The organism is Acinetobacter sp. P1(2025) (genome assembly GCF_051390655.1).
Classification (GTDB): domain Bacteria; phylum Pseudomonadota; class Gammaproteobacteria; order Pseudomonadales; family Moraxellaceae; genus Acinetobacter; species Acinetobacter junii.
This window is the reverse complement of the sequence record NZ_JBPKBJ010000019.1, coordinates 1-23,196: the sequence shown is the minus strand read 5'-3', so window position 1 is coordinate 23,196 and position 23,196 is coordinate 1. Positions and strand designations below refer to the sequence as shown.

At 39.6% G+C, this 23,196-nt stretch carries 17 protein-coding genes and 2 pseudogenes; 11 read left to right on the top strand and 8 right to left on the bottom strand.

What is annotated here, in order from left to right:
* Nucleotides 1-91 precede the first annotated feature (91 nt).
* From ACSC97_RS06790 to ACSC97_RS06770, 5 genes are all read left to right on the top strand, one after another.
* Nucleotides 92-523, top strand: coding sequence for an SRPBCC family protein (locus tag ACSC97_RS06790; RefSeq protein ID WP_004911109.1), 432 nt, complete (start codon nt 92-94; stop codon nt 521-523).
* Between the two features lie 175 nt (nt 524-698).
* The gene (locus ACSC97_RS06785) at nt 699-1,580 is read left to right on the top strand and encodes a LysR family transcriptional regulator (protein ID WP_419372031.1); all 882 of its coding nucleotides are present in this window, start codon (nt 699-701) and stop codon (nt 1,578-1,580) included.
* Between the two features lie 230 nt (nt 1,581-1,810).
* A complete protein-coding gene (locus ACSC97_RS06780) occupies nt 1,811-2,515 on the top strand; it encodes a CoA transferase subunit A (protein ID WP_039048228.1) in 705 nt (234 codons plus the stop codon).
* 1 nt (nt 2,516) lies between these two features.
* Nucleotides 2,517-3,164 carry a CoA transferase subunit B gene (locus ACSC97_RS06775; RefSeq protein WP_004954392.1) on the top strand — a complete coding sequence of 216 codons (648 nt, stop codon included), beginning with the start codon at nt 2,517-2,519 and terminating at the stop codon, nt 3,162-3,164.
* A gap of 76 nt (nt 3,165-3,240) precedes the next feature.
* Entirely contained in the window at nt 3,241-4,413 is a 1,173-nt protein-coding gene (locus ACSC97_RS06770; protein WP_125318749.1) for a thiolase family protein, read from the top strand.
* 293 nt (nt 4,414-4,706) lie between these two features.
* Here the strand turns inward: ACSC97_RS06770 and ACSC97_RS06765 are convergent, their stop codons facing one another.
* The 5 genes from ACSC97_RS06765 to ACSC97_RS06745 form a co-directional block, all read right to left on the bottom strand.
* Nucleotides 4,707-6,074, bottom strand: coding sequence for an MFS transporter (locus tag ACSC97_RS06765; protein ID WP_436660038.1), 1,368 nt, complete (start codon nt 6,072-6,074; stop codon nt 4,707-4,709).
* Nucleotides 6,075-6,168: 94 nt separating this feature from the next.
* Nucleotides 6,169-7,455 (bottom strand): DcaP family trimeric outer membrane transporter, encoded by a 1,287-nt coding sequence (locus ACSC97_RS06760; RefSeq protein WP_436660036.1) that lies wholly within the window; start codon nt 7,453-7,455, stop codon nt 6,169-6,171.
* Between the two features lie 283 nt (nt 7,456-7,738).
* Entirely contained in the window at nt 7,739-8,440 is a 702-nt protein-coding gene (locus tag ACSC97_RS06755; protein WP_436660034.1) for a class I SAM-dependent methyltransferase, read from the bottom strand.
* 91 nt (nt 8,441-8,531) lie between these two features.
* Complete coding sequence (locus ACSC97_RS06750) at nt 8,532-10,226, bottom strand: AMP-binding protein (protein WP_436660032.1); 1,695 nt, start codon at nt 10,224-10,226, stop codon at nt 8,532-8,534.
* Between the two features lie 108 nt (nt 10,227-10,334).
* Nucleotides 10,335-10,952 (bottom strand): TetR/AcrR family transcriptional regulator, encoded by a 618-nt coding sequence (locus ACSC97_RS06745; RefSeq protein WP_436660030.1) that lies wholly within the window; start codon nt 10,950-10,952, stop codon nt 10,335-10,337.
* Between the two features lie 145 nt (nt 10,953-11,097).
* On the opposite strand from ACSC97_RS06745, the gene ACSC97_RS06740 reads away from it, so the two are divergent.
* From ACSC97_RS06740 to ACSC97_RS06720, 5 genes are read left to right on the top strand one after another with little or no spacing between them, the layout of a single operon-like run.
* Nucleotides 11,098-12,270, top strand: a complete 1,173-nt coding sequence (locus ACSC97_RS06740; protein WP_004911138.1) for an isovaleryl-CoA dehydrogenase — start codon at nt 11,098-11,100, stop codon at nt 12,268-12,270.
* Nucleotides 12,271-12,294: 24 nt separating this feature from the next.
* Nucleotides 12,295-13,896: a carboxyl transferase domain-containing protein gene (locus ACSC97_RS06735; RefSeq protein ID WP_243482376.1), complete on the top strand. Its 1,602-nt coding sequence runs from the start codon at nt 12,295-12,297 to the stop codon at nt 13,894-13,896.
* Nucleotides 13,897-13,905: 9 nt separating this feature from the next.
* On the top strand, nt 13,906-14,709 hold the full coding sequence (locus ACSC97_RS06730) for an enoyl-CoA hydratase/isomerase family protein (RefSeq protein WP_436660027.1): 804 nt from the start codon (nt 13,906-13,908) through the stop codon (nt 14,707-14,709).
* Between the two features lie 11 nt (nt 14,710-14,720).
* Nucleotides 14,721-16,712 (top strand): acetyl/propionyl/methylcrotonyl-CoA carboxylase subunit alpha, encoded by a 1,992-nt coding sequence (locus ACSC97_RS06725; RefSeq protein WP_436660025.1) that lies wholly within the window; start codon nt 14,721-14,723, stop codon nt 16,710-16,712.
* Nucleotides 16,709-17,611 (top strand): hydroxymethylglutaryl-CoA lyase, encoded by a 903-nt coding sequence (locus tag ACSC97_RS06720; RefSeq protein ID WP_436660023.1) that lies wholly within the window; start codon nt 16,709-16,711, stop codon nt 17,609-17,611. Before ACSC97_RS06725 ends, ACSC97_RS06720 begins: the two co-directional genes overlap by 4 nt.
* Before the next feature lie 99 nt (nt 17,612-17,710).
* Here the strand turns inward: ACSC97_RS06720 and ACSC97_RS06715 are convergent, their stop codons facing one another.
* Nucleotides 17,711-18,667: a LysR family transcriptional regulator gene (locus ACSC97_RS06715; protein WP_129262808.1), complete on the bottom strand. Its 957-nt coding sequence runs from the start codon at nt 18,665-18,667 to the stop codon at nt 17,711-17,713.
* A 200-nt stretch (nt 18,668-18,867) separates the two neighbouring features.
* Between ACSC97_RS06715 and ACSC97_RS06710 the strand changes: the two are divergent.
* A pseudogene (locus tag ACSC97_RS06710) lies at nt 18,868-22,341 on the top strand (indolepyruvate ferredoxin oxidoreductase family protein).
* A gap of 121 nt (nt 22,342-22,462) precedes the next feature.
* Here the strand turns inward: ACSC97_RS06710 and ACSC97_RS06705 are convergent.
* On the bottom strand, nt 22,463-22,864 hold the full coding sequence (locus ACSC97_RS06705; RefSeq protein WP_436660021.1) for a DUF6670 family protein: 402 nt from the start codon (nt 22,862-22,864) through the stop codon (nt 22,463-22,465).
* Between the two features lie 188 nt (nt 22,865-23,052).
* Nucleotides 23,053-23,196, bottom strand: a pseudogene (locus ACSC97_RS06700) (IS701 family transposase); the annotation flags it as partial.

Here is a 23,196-nt window from a genome sequence, read left to right as displayed (position 1 = left end):
TCCGACAAACAAAATGACCAGTTCAGCCAAACCGTGTTAGTATTTGAAAATGACAATTCATCATGTCAAATTAAAAAAGAAAGGAATTGCTATGCTAAAAATGCAACAAATCAACATCACTCAAGAATTCAATGCCCCTGTCGAAAAGGTATTTGCGATCCTCAGCGAACATGAAAATTTGAATAAGCTCTTCGCTCCAGCAAAAGTGACTCGTTTGAGTGATGGTCAAGATGCACGTAATGGGGTTGGTTCAGCGCGTAAGTTATCTATACCACTCACACCTTCATTTGTTGAAACAAATTTAGTCTATAGAGAAAATGAATTGATTGAATACGCGATTACCAGTGGTATTGCACCAATTAAAGCGCATCGCGGCGTAATGAAGTTTACCGATTTGGGAAATAATCGTAGTCGTTTGGACTATACGATTAGCTTTAAGGGTCGTGTGCCTTTTATTGGGCCAATTATCAAATTGGCATTACAAAATGGTGTGAGCCGTGGACTTAAAAAACTAAAAGTATAAGTTTTAGAGAAACTTCGTATTCTCTAATTTTAATCTTAACTCCCATAATCTATGATTGTGGGAGTTTTTATTTGCTGTATAGATCAACTTTTCTTTGAAAATTAATTTCTAAAATAACATTCAGCTTATTTTTACGATAAATTAGATCTATTCAATAATTTACTTAGGAAAAGCGATGACTCTTAAGCAGCTAAAGGCATTTTTAGCACTTGCGCGTACTTTAAATTATGCTAATGCTTCGCTGGAACTGCACTTAAGTCAATCTGCTTTAAGTCTAAGTATAAAAAGTTTAGAAGATGAACTCGGCGGTAAGTTGTTTAATCGAAATACACGTCGTGTTGAACTGACTCAAGAAGGTAAATCCCTCATTCCCTACGCAAAAAAACTATTGGCAAATTGGGATGAAATGGAAAATGACGTTAAACAACGCTTTAAATTAAATCGCGGCACACTTAGTATCGCCTCGATGCCCTTTTTTACCCATGCGATCTTGCCTGATGTGATTCATTCTTTTTTATCTGAGTATCCAAACCTTAATTTTTCGATCCATGATATTCCAAATGAAACCATCATAGAAAAAGTTCAAGATGGTATCTTTGAGTTAGGTATTTGTTTTGAACCAGAACTGACCGAAGGCTTAGAGTTTGTGCCTTTGTTTGATGAAGACTTTCTCGCCTTACTTCCTAAAAATCATGCTTTAGCAAACAATGCACGTATTTCGTGGCAACAATTGTTTGCTAATCCTTTTATTACACTACAAAAGCCATCGATTGTTCGTCACTTGGTTGAGCAAAACTGTTTGCGCAACAATATGACTTTGGATTTGAAAATAGAGTGTCATCAGATTTCTTCATTATCTAGTTTTGTTGCACATGGCATTGGGGTAAGCGCGATTCCTCGTCATTTTGCTAAGCATATTGATTTAACAGAGAATGTATTACTCGAACTGGAAGATGGAACCATCCACAAAACGGTTGGTATCGTCTATAAAAAGAATTTTGAAATATCACATATTTCGGCACAATTTATTCAGTCATTGAAAAGGTATAAATTTTAAATAACTCATTATTGTAATTGGTTTAATATTTTTTACTTTTAAATAAATATATTTATTATTAATATTTTCAATAGTTTATGAATTTTAATCTATTGTTTTTTAAGATTAAAATCCATCCAAATAAATCAATTTATTAATTAAACTCATTAATCCTTGAGAAAAATCAACTTCTATCTACCTAGTCCTAATGCTAAAACTAAATCACTAAGGGACGATAGGACAATAATAGAATGAATAAGGTATATGCCAGTGCTGAGGCAGCAATCAAAGATGTGGTTGCTAATAACCAAACCCTTGCCGTGGGCGGTTTTGGGTTATGTGGAATTCCTGAGCAGCTCATTGTCGCGGTTAAAGAAAGTGGTGTAACAGGTCTTACTTGTATTTCAAATAATGCAGGTGTTGATGATTTTGGCCTAGGTATTTTATTGCATACCAAACAGATCAAAAAAATGATCTCATCTTATGTGGGTGAAAATAAAGAATTCGAACGTCAATATCTAAATGGTGAGCTTGAAGTTGAATTAACTCCACAAGGAACATTAGCGGAAAAATTGCGCGCTGGTGGAGCTGGTATTCCAGCTTTTTATACGAAAACTGGTGTAGGAACTCTGATTGCTGAAGGCAAAGAAGAACGTAATTTTCATGGTAAAAAATACATTTTAGAAGAATCGCTTACTGCTGATGTTTCTCTTATTAAAGCTTACAAGGCAGATAAAGCTGGAAATTTAATATTCCGTAAGACGGCTCAGAACTTTAATCCTGAATGTGCAATGGCTGGGAAAATCACCATTGCTGAAGTGGAACAAATCGTTGAGATTGGTGAATTAGATCCAGATGAAATTCATTTGCCTGGGATTTATGTGAATCGCATTATTTTAAATGCATCACCTGAAAAACGTATCGAACAAAAAACTTTAAGCATGGAGGCAGTTTAAAATGGCTTGGTCACGTAATGAAATGGCACAGCGTGCTGCACAAGAACTCGAAGATGGCTTCTATGTGAACTTAGGTATTGGTCTACCTACCCTTGTTGCCAACTATATTCCAAAAAACATGAATGTATGGTTGCAGTCTGAAAATGGGCTGCTTGGTATCGGCGCATTTCCTACTGAAGAAACCTTAGATGCAGATTTGATCAATGCTGGAAAGCAAACGATTACTGCACGTGCAGGTGCGGCATTTTTCTCAAGTTCAGAATCTTTCGCAATGATCCGTGGCGGTCATGTCAATATTGCGATTTTAGGCGCTATGGAAGTTTCTGAACAAGGTGACTTAGCCAATTGGATGATTCCAGGTAAGAAAGTCAAAGGCATGGGCGGTGCGATGGACTTGGTTGCAGGTGTTCAAAAAGTTGTGGTTCTGATGGAACACTGTGCGAAAGATGGTACACCTAAGATTGTGAAAAACTGTAGTTTACCACTGACAGGTCAAGCCGTTGTCCATCGTGTGATAACGGATTTAGGTGTCATGGATATTACGTCTGAAGGTGTTGAACTGATTGAACTCGCAAAAGATGTGACGCTTGAACAAATTCGAGCAGTAACAGGTGTGCCATTAATTTTTGATAAATCTTTAGTGGCATAAATGAGATGAGATATTCTGCTCTTGTCTGTTGAACTGGAGCAGTTTTACGACAACATACATTTAAAGAGATATAAAAATGAGTTCTATTGTTATTGTGTCAGGTAGTCGTACCGCGATGGGCGGTTTTCAAGGTAGCCTTGCTAGTTTAACTGCTCCAGAATTAGGTGCTGCCGTAATCCGTGAATCTATCCAGCGCGCTGGTATTGCACCAGAGCAAGTCAATGAAGTGATTTTTGGTTGTGTATTGAGTGCAGGCATTGGTCAAGGTCCTGCTCGTCAAGCAATGCGTAAAGCTGGAGTTCCAGATCATGTTGGCGCAGTGACCATCAATAAACTATGTGGTTCTGCGATGAAAGCAGTATTGATGGCATCAGATGCATTGAAAGCTGGTAGTGCAAATATTGTGGTTGCGGGCGGTATGGAATCAATGACCAATGCACCATATATCTTACCTAAAGCACGTGGTGGCTATCGTATGGGACATGGTGAAATCAAAGATCATATGTTCTTGGATGGTTTAGAAGATGCTGAAACGGGTCGTTTAATGGGTTCATTTGCTCAGGATATGGCAAATACCAAGGGCTTCACCCGTGAGCAAATGGATAACTTTGCGATTTCTTCACTCAAAAAAGCTCAAACAGCGATTACAGAAGGATATTTCAAAGATGAAATCGTCGCTGTGGAAGTTAAAACACGTAAAGGTGTTGAGGTGATTGACCAAGATGAGCAACCTCTTAAAGCAAATCTTGATAAAATTCCGACACTACGCCCTGCTTTTAGCAAAGACGGTACGATTACGGCAGCCAATTCGAGTTCGATTTCGGATGGTGCTGCGGCTTTAGTACTTTCTACAGAAGATTATGCACAAGCAAATGATTTAAATGTCTTGGCTAAGATTGTAGCTACTTCAAGTCATTCGCAACATCCAAGTGAGTTTACGATTGCTCCAATTAGTGCGATTCAAAAAGTACTTGATCGTGCTGGCTGGTCAGTTGAGGATGTCGATGCATGGGAAATCAATGAAGCTTTCGCGATGGTGGCTATGGCTCCGATTCATGAGTTAGGTATTGATGAAGCTAAAGTCAATATTCACGGTGGCGCATGTGCTTTAGGTCATCCGATTGGTGCGACAGGTTCACGTATTATTCTTTCATTGATCTATGCATTAAAACGTCTAGGCAAGAAGAAAGGTGTTGCTGCATTATGTATTGGTGGCGGTGAAGCAACAGCTGTTGCAATTGAAATCTAAATTATCAAATATCAATAAAGCATCTCAATCGAGATGCTTTTTTTTGCATAAAAATGATGTGTGGAAAAGGTTTGATCTGATTTATATTCATTTTTCTTTCTAGATTGAATGAAAAAATAGATACCAGTCTCATGTAAATCCAAGTGTTTTAAAGAATTAAGGGTTGTCAGGAATTGAGCCAACTCACTTCTATTCTTACCTTTTTGATTTTAAGTTCTGTCTGAAATAAAAAAAGCACATCAGCCTATCTGATGTGCTTTTAGTGTTTTATAGAAGAATCAAATCATATTAAGTTAAGCATTACTTGATTCGGTCAAGCTAGTTTTTACTTCTTCTACTTGTTGTTGCTCATCATCAAATTTATGACGTTTCAAACTCAATATTGCGCAAATTGCTAACATTGCAGGGACAGAAATCATCACAAAATTCATGGTATGCGGTAAGTTCAAGGTTAATAACAAGCCTGTTAAAATTGGACCGACAATCGCACCAATTCGACCTACACCAGAAGCACAACCAATTCCAGTCGAGCGAACACTTAATGGATAGTATTGCGCAACATAGCTATAAAGAAGGATTGAAGTACCTATAGTCGCTGCGCCAGCAACAGTTACTAAACCATATAAAACATAAGCTGGAGAGTTAAATCCTAAGCCGATCAGTGCCACTACACCTGCCATCAGCATTCCCATGATCACAGGTTTCAAATGGAATTTGTCTGAGAGAATGCCACCACCAATTGAACCAATCATTGCACCAACATTCAAAGCAAACAAGAATAAGATACTCTTGCCGAGTGAATAACCTGCTGCAAGCATTAGTTTAGGTAACCAACTACTTAGTGCGTAAACCATTAATAAGCACATAAAGAACAATACCCAAAACATAAGCGTATTGAATGCACGCCCTTGTTGAAATAAGCCTTTTACAGAACTACCTGTTGGAACATTATCTTCATTCAACACTAAACGCGTATTAATACCGATGCTTTGTTCAGGTGAAATTTTTTGAATGATGCTATGTGCTTGATCAGTTTTGCCAGTTTTAACCAAAAAGGTTAAAGATTCAGGTAGGAATTTCCAGATAACAGGTAATAAAATTAAAGGAATACCAGCAATCAAGAACATGATTTGCCAACCTTGACTCTCAACTAAATAACTTCCGATAAGCGCAGATAGAATTCCACCGATCGCATAACCACTAAACATCGTGCCAACTAAGGTACTGCGAATACGTTTAGGTGCGTACTCTGATGTGAGTGCGACGAGATTTGGCATAACTCCGCCTATCCCTAAACCTGCTAAAAACCGTAAAATACCAAATTCAAAAGGATTAGATGCAAACGCACCTAAAAAAGTAAAACCGCTAAAGAAGGTCACACAGATTAAAATTACATTTTTACGTCCTATTTTATCTGCCAAAGCACCGAATAACATGGCTCCAAACATCATCCCGCACAAAGCCGTACTGGCGAGCATGCCTGCTTGTACAGAAGTGAGAGACCACTCCTGCATAAGTAAAGGTAGAACAACGCCATAAATGACGAGATCGTAACCATCAAAAATAATAATCAATAAGCACCAAAGTAAAATACTCCAGTGAAAAGGTGTAAACTTTGCTTCGTCAATTACTGCATTTACATTAACCGTAGATGTTGTCATTCTGCATCTCCTCAATGAGATAAATTCCTATCATTATTTAAAACGACATAATGCACCTTAAAGAAAAATATTATTATTCAAGGTCTTATTTGTATTAAAAATCATAACTCGCCATCATGTTGATGCGGTTATCCGTCCCTGTGCGACCATCAAAGGTTTCACGTTCACCGTAGACATATTCCATCCCTAAGGTAATTGGCTTGTAAGGGTTATACATGCCATTGATCCAGCCTTGCCATAGTTCTTTATTTTGAGCTGTGTTGTCTTTATTGATTCGTGCAAATGCATTGTTGTCTTTGGCTTTCATATAGCCATAACCCAATGTTGAACGAAATTGAGTGTTAAATTGATGGGTAATCCCTGTTGAAATTGAATCAAACTCATTGCTTTGAACATGCTTTTGATCATCAATTGCATAACTGCTATTGGTCCACATCAGGAAGCGTCCGTCGCCTTTGATATGGTTATAGTCTGCTTTGAGAAAAGTTTTTGGTGTTAACTGATATTTTCCACCGATGCCGACACCCCATGCCCATTCTTCATCTTGACTAGTTTTCTTTTCAGCGACAAAGCTACGTCCTGAAAGCATAGAGCCATTGGCAAACTTATGATTTACACGTCCAACAAAGGCAGGTAAACGCATTTCATTATCAGGATCAGAGCTTGCTGTATATTTAGGATCTTCTACTGCTAAAGCAAAGCTAGTATTTGCCGTAATACTGTCACTATAACGAACCAATGGTGAGCGTTGTAATGCTCCACCTACATAGGTCGCAGCATCAATCGTTTCTGGATAATATTCAGGTGCGATAAATGTGGACCATGTCTGACCTAATAACCATTTATCAAAGGTTAAATAGGCATGACGGATACGGAATTGATCGCGTGATGCGCTACCAAAGAAGTCCATTTCTAATTTTCCACCGACATCGCCAATAGCAGTAGGTGTTTTAAAATTTAGACCAATCCGAGAAACACTTGCAGTGCTATGCAAACGATCTTTTTGTTGCGCTTCTTCAGCTGTCCCTTCTAATGGTACACCGCTAATGTTGTTGTACATCGTAGATGCGCCTTTCGCTTGATAAGATGCATCCGCACGCAAATAACCATATAAATTAACCTCTGCACCAGATTTGGTGAGTGATAATTTCGGCGTTGTTGTTTGAACAGGTTCAGATGTCTGTGCAACCATGACCTGAGTAGTGGGCTGAGCAGGCGGAGTTTGCTGTACATAATTTTGCAGCATTGCACGCAACTCTTTTACTTCTTGACGAAGTTGTTCTATTTCTGCATTTTCTGAGCCTGCATAACTTCCTGACATGGCAGTGAGTACAGATAGCGCTAAAACACTTTGTTGAACCGTTAAGATGAATCTTTTCATTAAAATCAATTTCCTTGTTTCATGAACTTTACTTTTCAAGTTCATTTTTTGTTTGCGTTGTATCCTTTGCAGTACTTGATGACTGCATCGCATTTCTTGTTTTAAAACCTAATGATATGATTTTATTTGGTTTTACCTCCTCTCATTGTTTTGTGTAACGCTTTATTTAGACAAAAAGAACCTCACAATAACTATAAAAGTCACTGTTAATTGAACGTTTGGTAAAAATAAAAGCTAAATTATTCTTCTAATCATTTATTCCATTATGAATGAGTCCCTTGGGTTATGAGGCTTGAGCAAACTCGGCAATTTCTGCCTTTTTCGCAATCAACCCCTGATACATTAAGATTTGACTATATGAGTGCACGTCTTCAAAACCAATGCCTTGAAGTTGTTGTTGATATTCACTGAATGAAATAGTGAAAAAGTCATTTTCCATGCGATCTAACATTTTCTGGCATTGCAATTCAGTTAAACCTTGAGCCATACATAAATAACGTAAAGCTTGTAGATGCTGAGGATTGCTGCAAGGCATCAAATCATAGGTCAATAGCAGTCCACTATTTTTCAAACAACGATGAATACTGCTGTAGAAGTCAGTTTTTTGTTCATCTGCTATAAAGTGCGCGACTAAAATAGAAAGTGCAGCATCAAAACCAGCACCTTCAGTTAAAGCAAAGTGATCACCATGTACAAATTGTACCTGTGCAGACTTCCCCATTTGTTTGACACGTGTTTCTGCTTTTTCAAGCATAGCTAAGGAAGGATCAAGCGCAGTAAATTTCCAATTAGGATGTCTATTTAGCAGATTTTCCAACTCATAACCTGTTCCACATCCAACAATAAGTATGTGTGCAGTTGGTTGAAGTACAGACTGTAAAATGGCATCCACTTGTTGATGAATGATTTCATATCCAGGAATTAACTTACGAATATGTTGATCATATTCTTCAACGATCTTTGGACTATTAAAATCTTTTGCCATTCACTGTGATCCTTTGCCTTATGACTTTAAAATGCTGTTTTTTCTATGCGATGTAAAACATCATTTTTTTCTATGCGATGTAAAACATCATTTAGTCGAATACGTTTCCAGTTAAATTCAGTTCAGCACGCATAATTTCCTGTAACTTAAACTTCTGCGCTTTGCCTGATGCAGTCATAGGAAATTCATTAAAGAATTTTACGTAACGTGGCACTTTATTATGTGAAATGTGTTCCTTACAGAAACTACGAATGTTGTCTTCATCGGTCTGATGATGTTCATGCAAAATAATACAAGCACAAAGTTCTTCACCGTAACGCGTATCAGGTAGACCAATCACTTGCACATCACAGATCGCAGGATGGGTATATAAGAAGTCTTCGATTTCTTTAGGAAAGAGATTTTCTCCACCTCGAATGACGACATCTTTGATGCGACCTTTGATTTTGACAAAGCCTTCAGCATCCATCTCCGCAATGTCACCCGTATGCATCCAACCTGCGGCATCAATTACTTCACGGGTTTTTTCTTCTTCACCCCAATAGCCTGCCATTACCGAGTAACCTCTGACGCATAGCTCGCCTAAGGTTCCTTGTGGTACGAGTTGCCCTTCAGGATCGACGATTTTGATTTCGACATGTGGATGAACATGCCCAACCGTACTGACGCGTTTATCAATGGTGTCACTCACGGAGCTTTGTACGCTGACAGGTGAAGTCTCAGTCATGCCATAACAAATCGTGATTTCTGACATATGCATACGATCAATCACACGCTGCATAATTTCACGTCGGCATGGGCTTCCCGCCATGATCCCTGTACGTAAACTAGATAAGTCAAATTCATTAAATTGTTCATGCTCTAAAGTGGCGATGAACATGGTTGGTACGCCGTATGCTGCCGTACAACGTTCGTTGTGAATTGTCTTTAGTGTTTCTAATGGATTAAATACAGCTGATGGATACACCATAGTAGAACCATGTGTGATACAAGCTAGATTTCCCATGACCATACCGAAACAGTGGAATAAAGGCACAGAGATGCATACTTTATCTTGTGGCGTTAAACGAATACCCTCTCCTACAAAATAACCATTATTCAGAATGTTATGATGGGTGAGCATTGTGCCTTTCGGATTACCAGTCGTTCCTGACGTAAATTGAATATTAATGGTTTCATCAAATTGCAATTGCTGCGTAGCCAATTGTAATTGATCGAGTCGTTCTTGAGTTGGAGGAACGACTAGATCACTGAAACGATGAATACCTGTATGCTGTTTTTCATCAATTTTGATCACAAACTTTAAGAAAGGCAGACGTTCTGAATGAATAATTTTGTCTGTACAGAAAACAATTTCTGGTGCAATTCGTGTCAAAAGCTCTTGATAATCAGTCGTTTTGAATTGTGAGGCGATGATCAATCCTTTGCAGGAAACTTTATTCAATACATACTCTAACTCATGGCTTTTGTAGGCAGGATTTAAGTTCACTAGGATAATCCCTGCTTTAAAAGCAGCAAATTGAGTGATCGTCCATTCCACGCAGTTTGGTGACCAGATGCCTAGTCGATCGCCTTTCTTTAAACCGAGTTTGAGCAAACTACAGGCAAAAGTATTCACTTCATCTTGTAGTTGTTTATAGGTCAACCGTCTGTTCTGATGTGAACTTACAATCGCTTCTTGATCAGCATATTGCTGACAAGCTTGATCAAATTTTTCTCCAATCGTCATCCCTAATAAGGGTTGTGCACTTGGTCCAGAGGCATAGCTTAACCGTTGTTGTTGCATTGAATCATTCTCCTTGATTCTTTCTAATTCTGTTCTGATTTCATCTCATTGTTATTACTGCAACTATTCTTCAAACTGCCTTGTTTTGATTTTTATTGTTGTTTATGCCTATTTTTTCCTCACGGCATCCACACAAAAATCAGCAATCTGCTTTGAAAAATAGTCTTTGTGTTGCTGATCAAACTTTGTATTTTGAGCTGGGTCTAGAGGTTCTACGACTACAAAAGTCATCGCGCCAACCACACAAAGTGCAGTGGTATTTAAATCCTCTAACATAAACTCGCCACTTGCATTTCCATCTGCGAGTATTTTAATAATACTTTGTTTAATCAACTGCTTAACACGAAAACGCTCATGCTCTACCAATGAATCAACAGGTTCAAACATGAGTGAATATGCAAGCTGAGGGCTGTTTAGTGCCCTTTTTACAAAGGTTGTTACCGCTTTATGTAACTTCTGTTCCGCCGTTAGATCACTTTCCGTAATCGCATCAATCACTAAAAGTTCGGTATTGATCGCTTCTGACAGAACTTCAATAAGTACCTGACTTTTATTGTCAAAGTAGCGATAAACCAACCCACTTGAAACACCTGCTTGCTCAGCAATTGTTTGTATCTGTGCGTCTTTAAACCCTCCTTCTGAAATTAATTTTCTGGCTGAACTCAAAATCGACTTACGATTTTGTTCCATCCGTTCTTGCATTAAAGATGATCGTTTATAACTCATGAAATTTATTCTCTATCAAATAAAGTGAATTGTAAATCATTTTATGAATCTCTATTCACTTTTTCAAAAATTCATTGTATGGTACTTCCTAAGCACAAACAAGAATGCTTATGGAACAACAAATATAACCAATAGGATGAACACAATGAACCTACGTAGCTTGAATTTTGGTCTGGATGAAACATTGATTGCCCTTCAAGATTCAGTTGCCGCATTTTGTGCAAAAGAAATTGCACCAATTGCTCAGCAAGTAGATCAAGATAATAAATTCCCGAGCCATCTATGGAAAAAGTTCGGTGATATGGGCTTATTAGGCCTAACGGTTTCTGAAGAATACGGCGGCACCAACCTTGGTTATCTTGCCCATATTATTGTTATGCAAGAAATTTCGCGTGCTTCTGCAGCAATTGCACTTTCATACGGCGCACACTCAAACCTATGTATTAACCAAATTAATCGCAACGGTAATGAGCAACAAAAGCAGAAATATCTGCCTAAATTAATTTCTGGAGAATATGTCGGTGCCCTAGCGATGTCTGAACCGAATGCGGGTTCTGATGTGGTCAGTATGAAATTACGTGCTGAACAAAAAGGTGATCATTTCGTTTTAAATGGTTCCAAGATGTGGATTACCAATGGCGGTGATGCTGATGTCCTAGTGGTATACGCAAAAACTGATCCACATGCAGGCGCAAAAGGCATGACCGCTTTTTTAATTGAAAAGGACATGAAAGGTTTTAGTCATGGTCATCACTTAGACAAACTGGGTATGCGTGGCTCAAATACCTATCCATTGTTTTTTGACAATGTAGAAGTACCTGTTGAAAACGTGTTGGGTGGTGTCGGTAACGGCGCTAAAGTCCTGATGAGTGGCTTGGACTATGAGCGTGCAGTTCTTAGCGCAGGTCCACTTGGCATTATGGATGCCTGCATGGATGTCGTGATTCCGTATTTACATCAACGTGAACAATTTGGACAAGCTTTAGGTGAATTCCAATTAATGCAAGGCAAACTTGCTGATATGTATTCAACTTGGCTGGCTTGTAAAGCGCTTGTATATGCCGTTGGTACAGCGTGTGATAAAGCAGATCATGACCGTAGCTTACGTAAAGATGCAGCCAGTGCCATTTTATATGCAGCAGAAAAAGCGACATGGATGGCGGGTGAAGCGATTCAAACTTTAGGTGGCAATGGCTATATCAATGAATTCCCTACGGGGCGTTTATGGCGTGATGCAAAACTTTATGAAATTGGTGCAGGCACATCTGAAATTCGTCGTATGTTGATCGGACGTGAATTGTTTAATGAAACCAAATAATAACGATAAGTCAGGATGCATCATATGAATCAATTACAAAGCAAAATTAATGTGCGAAGTGAAGACTTCAAAATAAACCAACAAGCTATGCAGACGTTGGTCAATGATTTAACACAAGTCGCCCAAAATATCGCATTAGGTGGCGGAGAAAACGCACGTCAAAAGCATTTAGCACGTGGAAAATTGCTTCCACGTGAACGTATAGATCAATTGATTGACGTTGGCACAGCTTTTTTAGAAATCGGACAACTTGCTGCGTATAAGGTTTATGAGGATGATATTCCTGCTGCGGGTGTGATTGCGGGTATTGGACAGGTCAATGGTGTGACATGCATGATCGTTGCAAATGATGCAACGGTTAAAGGTGGTACTTATTATCCACTTACGGTTAAAAAGCATTTACGTGCTCAAGAAATTGCAGAACAAAATCACTTACCTTGTATTTATCTTGTAGATTCAGGTGGTGCGTATTTACCTATGCAGGATCAGGTCTTCCCTGATCGTGATCACTTCGGACGTATCTTCTACAATCAAGCACGTATGTCGAGCCAAGGTATAGCCCAAATTGCAGTTGTCATGGGTAGCTGTACCGCTGGTGGTGCTTACGTTCCTGCGATGTCAGATGAAACTATCATCGTGCGTAATCAAGGCACGATTTTCTTGGGTGGCCCCCCTCTGGTTAAAGCTGCAACAGGTGAAGTCGTAAGTAGCGAAGATTTGGGTGGTGGTGATGTACATACGCGTCTTTCAGGTGTTGCTGATCACCTCGCTGAAAATGATGAACATGCGATTGCGATTGCACGTAATATCGTTGCCAATTTGAATAAAAAACCAAACGAACTCAATAAACAGATTGATGAACCATTGTTTGATGCGAAAGAGTTGTATGGTGTAGTCCCAACCGATGCGCGCAAGCCATTTGATGTACGAGAAGTGATTGCACGTATCGTCGATGGTTCTCGTTTCGATGAGTTTAAGGCTCGTTTTGGCTCAACCTTGATCACAGGGTTTGCATCACTTTATGGGATGCCTGTCGGAATTATTGCCAATAATGGCATTCTATTTTCTGAGTCAGCTCAAAAAGGCGCACACTTTATTGAATTATGTACCCAACGCAATATTCCGTTGTTATTTATTCAAAATATCACAGGCTTTATGGTGGGTCGCCAATACGAAAATGAAGGTATTGCCAAACACGGTGCAAAACTAGTGATGGCGGTTGCAACTGCAAATGTACCAAAACTTACACTCATCATTGGCGGTTCTTTTGGTGCAGGTAACTACGGTATGTGTGGACGTGCTTATTCTCCACGTTTCTTATGGACTTGGCCAAACTCGCGTATTTCAGTCATGGGCGGTGAGCAAGCAGCCAGCGTACTTTCGACTTTGAAGCGTGATCAGATCGAGCAAAAAGGCGCAGAATGGTCAGCACAAGAAGAAGATGAATTTAAACAACCGATTCGCGATCAGTATGAACGTCAAGGTCATCCTTACTACGCTTCTGCTCGTTTGTGGGATGACGGTGTGATTGATCCAGCGCAAACGCGTCAAGTACTTGGTTTAAGTCTAGCCGCTGCAATGAATGCTCCAATTCAACCGACTAAATTTGGCGTGTTCCGCATGTAAGAGGTGTTTATGAGCTATCAATTTTTACAACTGGAACAGCATGATCAGGTGGCATATGTGTGGCTGAATCGTCCTGAGCTACACAATGCTTTCAATACAACGGTGATTGAAGAATTTCATACTTGCTTTAAGCAACTTGCTACCCGTGACGATATTCGAGTTGTGGTTTTAGCAGGTCGTGGTAAAAGCTTTTCAGCAGGTGCAGATCTGAATTGGATGAAACAAGCGGGTCAAGCTTCTACAGAAGAAAATGAAGCCGATGCTTTAAAACTCGCACAGATGCTTGAAGCACTTGCAACCTTAAAACAGCCAACGATTGCACGTGTTCATGGCATTGCTTTTGGTGGTGGTATGGGTTTGGCATCTGCATGTGATATTTGCATTGCGAGTACCGATGCAAAGTTTGCAACCTCTGAAGTTCGACTAGGTCTTGCCCCTTCTACGATTAGCCCATATGTGATTCGTGCGATTGGCGCTAGACAAGCTTCACGCTATTTTTTAACTGCTGAACGTATCTCAGCGCACGAAGCAAAACAAATCGGTTTGGCACATGAAATTGCGGATGCAGAAGATTTAGATAAAAAAGTTCAAGAGATTATTGATGCTTTACTGTTGGGTGGACCACATGCCCAAGCAGCATCTAAGCAACTGATTCAAATGGTTAGCAACCAAAGTATGAACGATGAGTTACTTCGACAAACTGCTCAACATATTGCACAAGTCCGTCAAGGCAGTGAGGCAAAAGAAGGCTTAACTGCTTTCTTAAATAAGCAAGCCCCTGCGTGGACTTCAAATTCTAATAACAACAATTAAGGATGATTAACATGTTTGAAAAGATTTTAATTGCGAATCGTGGTGAGATTGCTTGCCGTGTAATTCGTACCGCCAAAAAATTAGGTATTGCGACGGTTGCGGTTTACTCAGATGCAGATGCACATGCACAACACGTTAAACTTGCTGATGAAGCGATTTATATTGGCCAATCTCCTGCAACACAAAGTTATTTACAAGTTGATCGTATTATTCAAGCGGCGATTGATACAGGAAGCCAAGCGATTCATCCTGGTTATGGTTTTCTTTCGGAAAACGATCAATTTGCCTTAGCTTGCCAGCAGCATAATATTTGCTTCATTGGTCCTCCAGTCGATGCCATTTTAGCGATGGGCTTGAAAGCTACCTCTAAAGCTTTGATGGAAAAAGCAGGTGTACCTCTAACACCGGGCTATCACGGAACAAATCAAGATGCTGAATTTTTAAAACAACAAGCAGATCGTATTGGCTATCCCGTATTGATTAAAGCAAGTGCTGGCGGTGGCGGTAAAGGCATGAGTCTAGTGGAACGTAGCGAAGATTTCCTTCATTCTCTTGCGTCGTGTAAACGTGAAGCCAAATCGAGTTTTGGTAATGATGATGTACTGATTGAACGATATGTGATTCAACCACGTCATATCGAAGTACAGGTATTTGGCGACACGCATGGCAACTATGTACATTTATTTGAACGGGATTGTTCTGTTCAACGTCGTCATCAAAAAGTACTAGAGGAAGCCCCTGCTCCGCAAATGCCAAGCGAAAAGCTCGATGCGATGCGTCAAGCTGCAATCGATGCTGCGCGTGCGGTAAATTATGTCGGTGCAGGTACGGTTGAGTTTATTGTTGAACAAGATGGTACGGCGTATTTCATGGAAATGAACACACGCTTACAAGTCGAACATCCTGTGACTGAAATGATTACTGGAGAAGATTTAGTAGAGTGGCAATTACGAGTTGCGTATGGTGAGCCACTACCAAAATTACAACATGAGTTACAAATTCATGGCCATGCGCTCGAAGCACGTATTTATGCCGAAGAACCAGACAAAGGCTTTTTACCTGCAATCGGTAAAATTGATTATCTCCGCTATCCAGCGCAAAACCAATATGTTCGTGTAGATAGTGGCATCGTTGAAGGTGATGAAATTACCACTTTCTACGACCCAATGATTGCCAAATTGATCGTATGGGGTAAAAACCGTGAAGCTGCTTTGATTCAAATGCAACACGCGCTTAGTCAATTCCATGTCGATGGTTTAGGCAATAACATTGCTTTTTTGGAAAAGATTGTACGTTGTGATTCATTCAAACAAGCAAAGTTGGATACGAATCTAATCCAACGTGAAGAACAGTTTTTGTTTAGCCCAGCGAACATAAAACCTGAGTTTATTGTTGCGACTGCATTTATTGAATTTCTAAGCCAAATGCAAGGCAATCAATCAACTCAAAAACAACTGTGGCTAGCACAACCCTTATGGCGTAGTAATGTCTCTTATCAGCACAGCATTAAATTGAACTATTTAAATCAAAATATTCAAATTAAGTTTTCTGCTGTCGAACAAGGGTTTAACGCAGAACTTAATGGTCAGCAGTATCACATTACAGGTCAATTGACTGATCAACACAGTGCAAATATTCAAATTGGTGGAATCCAGCAAAAACTCGCCTTTAATCGAGGTTTGCAAGGTATTACCCTGTTCAACGCTGGACAAAGTTATAAGTTTAGCTACTTACGTCAGGATTATAATCAAACTGATAGTCAATCTGAGCAAGGACATCTCAAAGCACCGATGCCAGGTGTGGTGACACAATTACTTGTAGGCGCAAATCACACCGTGAAGAAAGATGATGTGCTTTTGACGCTTGAAGCGATGAAAATGGAATATACCATTCGTGCTCCAAAAGATGGTGTGATTTTGGATGCCTATTTCCAAGTGGGAGATCAAGTCAAAGCTGGTGATGAGCTTGTGGACTTCCAAGCTGCTGAGGAGGAAGTTGCATGAGTGACTATGTAAAGATTGTAGAAGTTGGGCCTCGTGATGGTTTGCAAAACGAGAAACAAGCTTTAAGTATTGAGCAGCGATTGAGTTTTATCAATGATTTAATTGATGCAGGTTTAAAGTCAATTGAAGTGGGTTCATGTGTATCAGCCAAATGGGTACCACAAATGGCACAGAGCGATGAGTTATTTAAATTGTTGCCACAATGTGATGATTTAAATTTGAGCTTGCTCACGCCAAATCTTAAAGGCTTTGAAGCTGCCTTAGCAGTTGGATGTAAAGAGGTTGCGGTCTTTACCGCAGCTTCTGAGAGTTTTACCCGAAAGAATATCAACTGCTCGATCGATGAAAGCTTAGAACGATTCTCTGAAATTTTCCAAGCCGCGCAAGCAAATAATGTTCGCGTACGTGGTTATGTCTCTTGTATGGTGGACTGTCCTTACGAAGGTGCAATTGATCCAAAACAAGTCGTGAATGTCGTCAAACGGCTGTATGACATGGGGTGTTATGAGATTTCATTGGGTGAAACCATTGGGACAGCGACACCAGATCGAGTGCAAAAAGTTTGGCAAGCATGTTTAGCAGAATTGGACAGCAAGATTTTGGCTGGACATTTTCATAATACCTATGGCATGGCAATCGCCAATATCTATCAATCTTTACAGCAAGGTATTCGAGTCTTTGATTCTTCGCTTGCTGGACTGGGTGGTTGTCCTTATGCCAAAGGTTCATCAGGGAATGTTGCAACAGAGGATTTATATTATTTACTGTCTCACATTGGATATGAAACAGGCATTAATCTAGAGAAACTGATGTTGGCTAGTCAAAATATCAATCAAACATTGAACCGAAAAAACTTATCTAATTATGCAAATACTTATCTTCAGCAGTCATGCGCATAAATAAATATCAGCGTTCATTATAAATGCTCCACTAAAAATAAATTTGAAGGAGCATTCATATTTTTTGTTTTAATCACTTATTTTTGACTTAAATTTAGATCATTCAGTATGTGTTAATTGATAAAAATAAGAAGTATCTGATTTAATTTTTGGTGAAATATATTGTTCTACCCAATCCAACCAAGCACGAGTTTTTGCATCAATATAATCTCTTGACGGTAATAAGGTATAAACACCAATATCAGGTGAACGCCAATCGGGTAAGACATGACACAATCGACCTGCCCGAACAGCTTCAATCACTGAAAACATCGGTAATAATGCGATTCCCATATCTTGTTGTACGACATCTAATAATAACTCAGGAGTATCAGCCACAATTTGACCGCTCGTACTGATCTCATGAAAACCACCCTTTTCATTAATCAAATGCCATTCGGGTGTAATTGATGGGTTGACCAAACGTAGACATGCATGGTTGTACAAATCTTCAGGTGAGTTTGGTGTGCCATGCTTTTCTAAATATGCAGGAGATGCGCACAACACAGAAAATATGGTGCCAATACGACGTGATACGAATCTGGAGTCAGTCAGTGATTCAGTTAAATATAAGCTGACATCAATTCCCTTACCTAAAAGATCTGGTGTGTTCTGCGAAGTTCGATATTCAACCGTCAAATCTGGATAGCTTTGGCAAAATTTAGCCATTACAGGCGATATATAATAATGCCCAAAGCTTGCCATACTCAAAATACGCAACCGTCCTTTTGGCTTTGTTGCCGTTCCTGTCGCTTCAGACTCTGCTTCATCTATGATCGATAGAACTTGTCGACAACGCTCAGCATAAAGCGCACCAATATCTGTCAATGCATGCTGCCGTGTAGAGCGTTGCATCAGTTTAACACCAAGCCGTGACTCTAACTCGCTGATCAGACGTGATACCTGAGCTGTGGTCAAATCCATCTGTTCAGCAGCTGCTGTAAAACTTCCACTGTCAATCACTTTCAGGAAAGCATGCATTGCATGCAACAGTCCACCATCGAGATTTTTGCGCATAACGTAAATATCTTTTCCTAAATTACGCATTGTTGCACCAGTTTAGATCAACCACAATGGTAAATATGTACATACATCCATGCGTATTTTTTTGACGGTTCAGCGCATGATTTGATCGTTGTATGTCTATAACTCCAAAAGTCAACTCGGATGTTGAGAAAAGAAAGTAGCTCGAACTACATAATACAAAGGAGACATAAATGAATATCGCTACGACATTTACACCTAAAAAGATACCGACTAAAGATGTATCCCTTGATGATAAATACATAAGCGATAACGGCACGGCTTATATGACAGGTATTCAAGCTTTGGTGCGTTTACCACTCGCTCAAACCCGCCGTGATAGTAAAAATGGTTACCATACTGCTGGGTTTATTTCAGGTTATCGTGGATCACCTGTTGGTAACTATGATAATTTTCTTTGGCAAATTGAAGGAATTTTGAAAGATCATGATGTGGTCTTCCAACCTGGTGTTAATGAAGATTTAGCTGCAACCGCGATTTGGGGTACTCAACAAGCCAATTTAGCAGGTCAAGGTAAATTTGATGGTGTTACTTCTTGGTGGTATGGCAAAGGTCCAGGTGTAGATCGCTCAGGTGATGTACTACGTCATGCTAACCTCGCAGGCACAGCCGAACACGGTGGTGTTGTTGCCCTATTTGGTGATGATCATTCTTGTAAGTCTTCTACTGTTCCGCACCAGTCTGAACATGTGATGATGGGTTGCGGCATTCCTATTTTTTATCCAACCTCAGTACAACACATTCTTGATCTTGGTATTCATGCGGTCGCAATGTCACGATTTGCTGGTGTATGGACTTCCATGAAACTCGTGAGTGAAATTGTAGAGACATCAGCATCTGTACATGTTGATGAGGATCGTGTCATTCCAGTCTTGCCTAAAGATGTTAAATTTCCTGATAATGGCGTTAATATTCGCTGGCCAGATCATGGTATCCAACAAGAAGAACGACTTTACAAATACCGCTTACCTGCTGTTTTAGCATATGCACGTGCCAACCAACTTAATAAAGTCACTTGGTCATGTGAAAATGCCCGTATCGGTATCGTTGCGAGTGGCAAAGGTTATCTCGATACGATTGAAGCTTTGCGTATATTAGGGATTGATAACGATATTGCTGAACAAATTGGCTTAAAAGTTTATCAAGTCGGTCTTATTTGGCCTTTGGAACCACAAGGATTACATGAGTTTGCAGAAGGTTTAAAAGAGCTGATCGTTGTTGAAGAAAAACGCCCGATTCTTGAATCCCAAATTAAAGATGAGTTGTATTCACTACCTGACCATCAACGTCCTCATATTATTGGTAAAGCTTGTGATGGTAAGGGTGAATGGAGTACATCAACTGAGGAAGCCCCCTTAATTGGATATTACGAGTTTCAGCCTGAACCGATTGCAAAAATGTTGGCAGCACGTTTTCTCGCCTTGGATATTCCAGTACGTATAAAAGAACAAATTCAAAACCGAGTTGGTTTATTAAAAACAGCTGAACAAGAATCTCAACGTATTTTAGATATTGCTGATCGCAAGCCATTTTTCTGTAGCGGATGTCCTCACAATACTTCGACTAAATTACCCGAAGGCAGTCGTGCATTAGGTGGTATTGGATGTCATTACATTGCAGTTTCACTTGATCGTGGTACAGAAACCTATTCACAAATGGGTGGTGAAGGTGTGAGTTGGGCTGGTGCATCGCATTTTACTAATGAAAAACACATTTTCGCTAATCTAGGTGATGGAACTTATTTCCATTCGGGTTATCTTGCTATTCGCCAAGCCATCGCTGCAAAAATTAATATTACTTACAAAATCCTCTACAACGATGCTGTTGCAATGACGGGCGGACAACATGTGGATGGACATTTGAGTGTTGCTCAACTAACGCGTCAGTTAGCCGCTGAAGGGATAAAAAAACAGGTTATCGTGACTGATGAACCTGAGCTGATACATGCCGAAGAAGGTATAGCACCTGATGTAGAAATTCATCACCGTAATGAATTAGATGCAATCCAACGTCAATTACGTGATATTTCGGGAGTAACAGCCCTAATTTATGTTCAAACTTGTGCTAGCGAAAAACGTCGTCGTCGTAAACGTAATGCCTACCCTGACCCTGCTGAACGTTTATTTATTAATACTGATATTTGTGAAGGCTGTGGTGACTGTTCAAAACAATCGAACTGTTTATCTGTCGAACCTGTAGAAACAGAATTAGGTACTAAGCGACAAATTAACCAGAGTACCTGTAATAAAGACTTTACTTGCGTCGAAGGCTTTTGCCCAAGTTTTGTCACTGTACATACACGTGATATGAAACGCCCTGAAAAATTTGAAGGATTTCCTGCTGGCTGGCCAGAAAAACCAATCATTCCAAGCTTGGAAAACACACCGAGCAGAATCATGGTGGGTGGTGTTGGTGGTACAGGTGTGGTTACTTTAGGTGCATTGTTAGGAATGGCTGCGCATCTAGAAGGTAAAGCAACACGTGTTATGGATATGGCAGGATTAGCACAGAAAGGTGGAACAGTATATTCCTATGTACAACTTGCTTCAGACGACGAGAAAATTTCAGCAACAAAAATTCCTGCTGGTCAATGTGATATTTTAATCGGTGCCGATGCAATCGTAGCAGGTAGCAAAGCTGCGTTATCACGCCTAAGAGATGAAGCAGTGGTGATCGTGAATGAAGATGCCTCTCCAACGTTAAGTTTTATTGAATCTCGGGACTGGTATGCTCCGATTACAGACTTAATTACTCGTTTGAAAGGACGTGTACATCACGGAAAACTAGTTACATTACCAGCAGCTCGGATTGCCACTCAAGTACTCGGAGATTCGATCTATACCAACCAAATTCTGTTGGGTATGGCTTGGCAATCAGGAAAAATACCGCTACTAAGAGAAAGTATAGAAAAAGCAATTCAATTAAATGGTACGGCGGTTGATAAGAATATCGAGGCTTTCCGCATCGGTTGTTATCTGAGCAGTGATCCTAGTTTAATTCAGCGTTTAGTCGCAGCGATGCCAAAACTTAATAAACCTCAGACCATCTCGGAACTAATTGAAGATCGTACTACTCGTCTGCGTGAATATTGGAATGAAACTTACGCCTTGAAGTATAAAAACTTAGTAGAAAGCGCTGCGGAAAAACTACCTGAATCATTAGCTGGAACGATTGCAACTCAACTTTATCGAGTGATGGCTTATAAAGATGAGTATGAAGTTGCACGTTTACTTACAGCTAAAAAATTCAAACAGTCTATAGCCTCACAGTTTGGAGAAGGCTTACGTCTAACCTATCACCTAGCTCCACCTGTACTGGGCGCACATCAAAATATTCGTAAACGTGCTTTTGGATATTGGATCCGTTTCCCTTTGATGCTATTGGCACGTTTATAATGGCTACGTGAAACTTTCCTAGACCCGTTTGCTCGTCAAACAGAACGTCAGCACGAACAAGCGTGGCGTGACCGTTATATCAGCTTTGTCGAGGCTTTAATTGAATCACCTGAAAAATACAATCTGGTCGTTGCGGAGGAAATTGCCAAACTTCCTGCTGAGGTGCGAGGTTTTGGGCATGTGAAAGCGCAAGCGATGAACAGTGCGATACAGCGTTGGGATGAGCTTACAACATCACTCAATAAATCCTAAAATTTTATTCAACTTGTAGGGCTGGCATTTTAATGTTCAGCCTTTTTTATTTAAAATCTGATATGAACTGATCATCTTCCTTTTATTTCATCAAATTTTATTTTGTTTTTCTCTATGTTCTCTAGGTGTGTAGCCCATTACACTCTTTGAATAGCTGAATATGCGATCCATCTTCATATAACTGACATTCTTTAGGAGTTGAATAACCTTTGAATTGATCAGAATAAGTAGCCGCTGTTCCCATAACTGCAGTTGCATTATTTCGAGGCGAATCTTTGAATACATGATCGGTATCAAATGCCAATGCACCGGGTGTGCCGATAACTGACATAATTGAAAAGAATTGATGAGGTGCTAGTAGTTCAGGAATCATCACCCCATAATGAGTCCAACCAATATGTTTGGCTTGATGATAAGGTTTTAATGCGTAGCCTTTAGGAAATGCCTTGCCATCTTGCGATGCAGAACTGTCAAGCAATGGGAAAATTGAATGAATCAACGATGTGATTGCAGGTTTTGTCACTAATTTTTCAGTGTTTTTTATCAAAGAGAAACTCATCGTAGGACTCGCTTTTATATTTAGCTTTATAGTCAATATAATGCAGAATAAGTTGTTAAATTTGACTTTTAATTACCAAAGATTATGTCAGTTCGATCAAATTGATTTTTAATAAGATGAATCTTTTTTAATTATATAGGACTTACGCACTATCATTTATAGATTCTCTGTGGTAGCAGATGATTTTTATCGAGAATAAAGTCATCAATGAAGTCTTTGATGATTGGTCTAAATAATTTCTTCTGCCAACGATATACATTTTCAAAGATCCGCTCAAACTGGTTCTTTTGTATCTC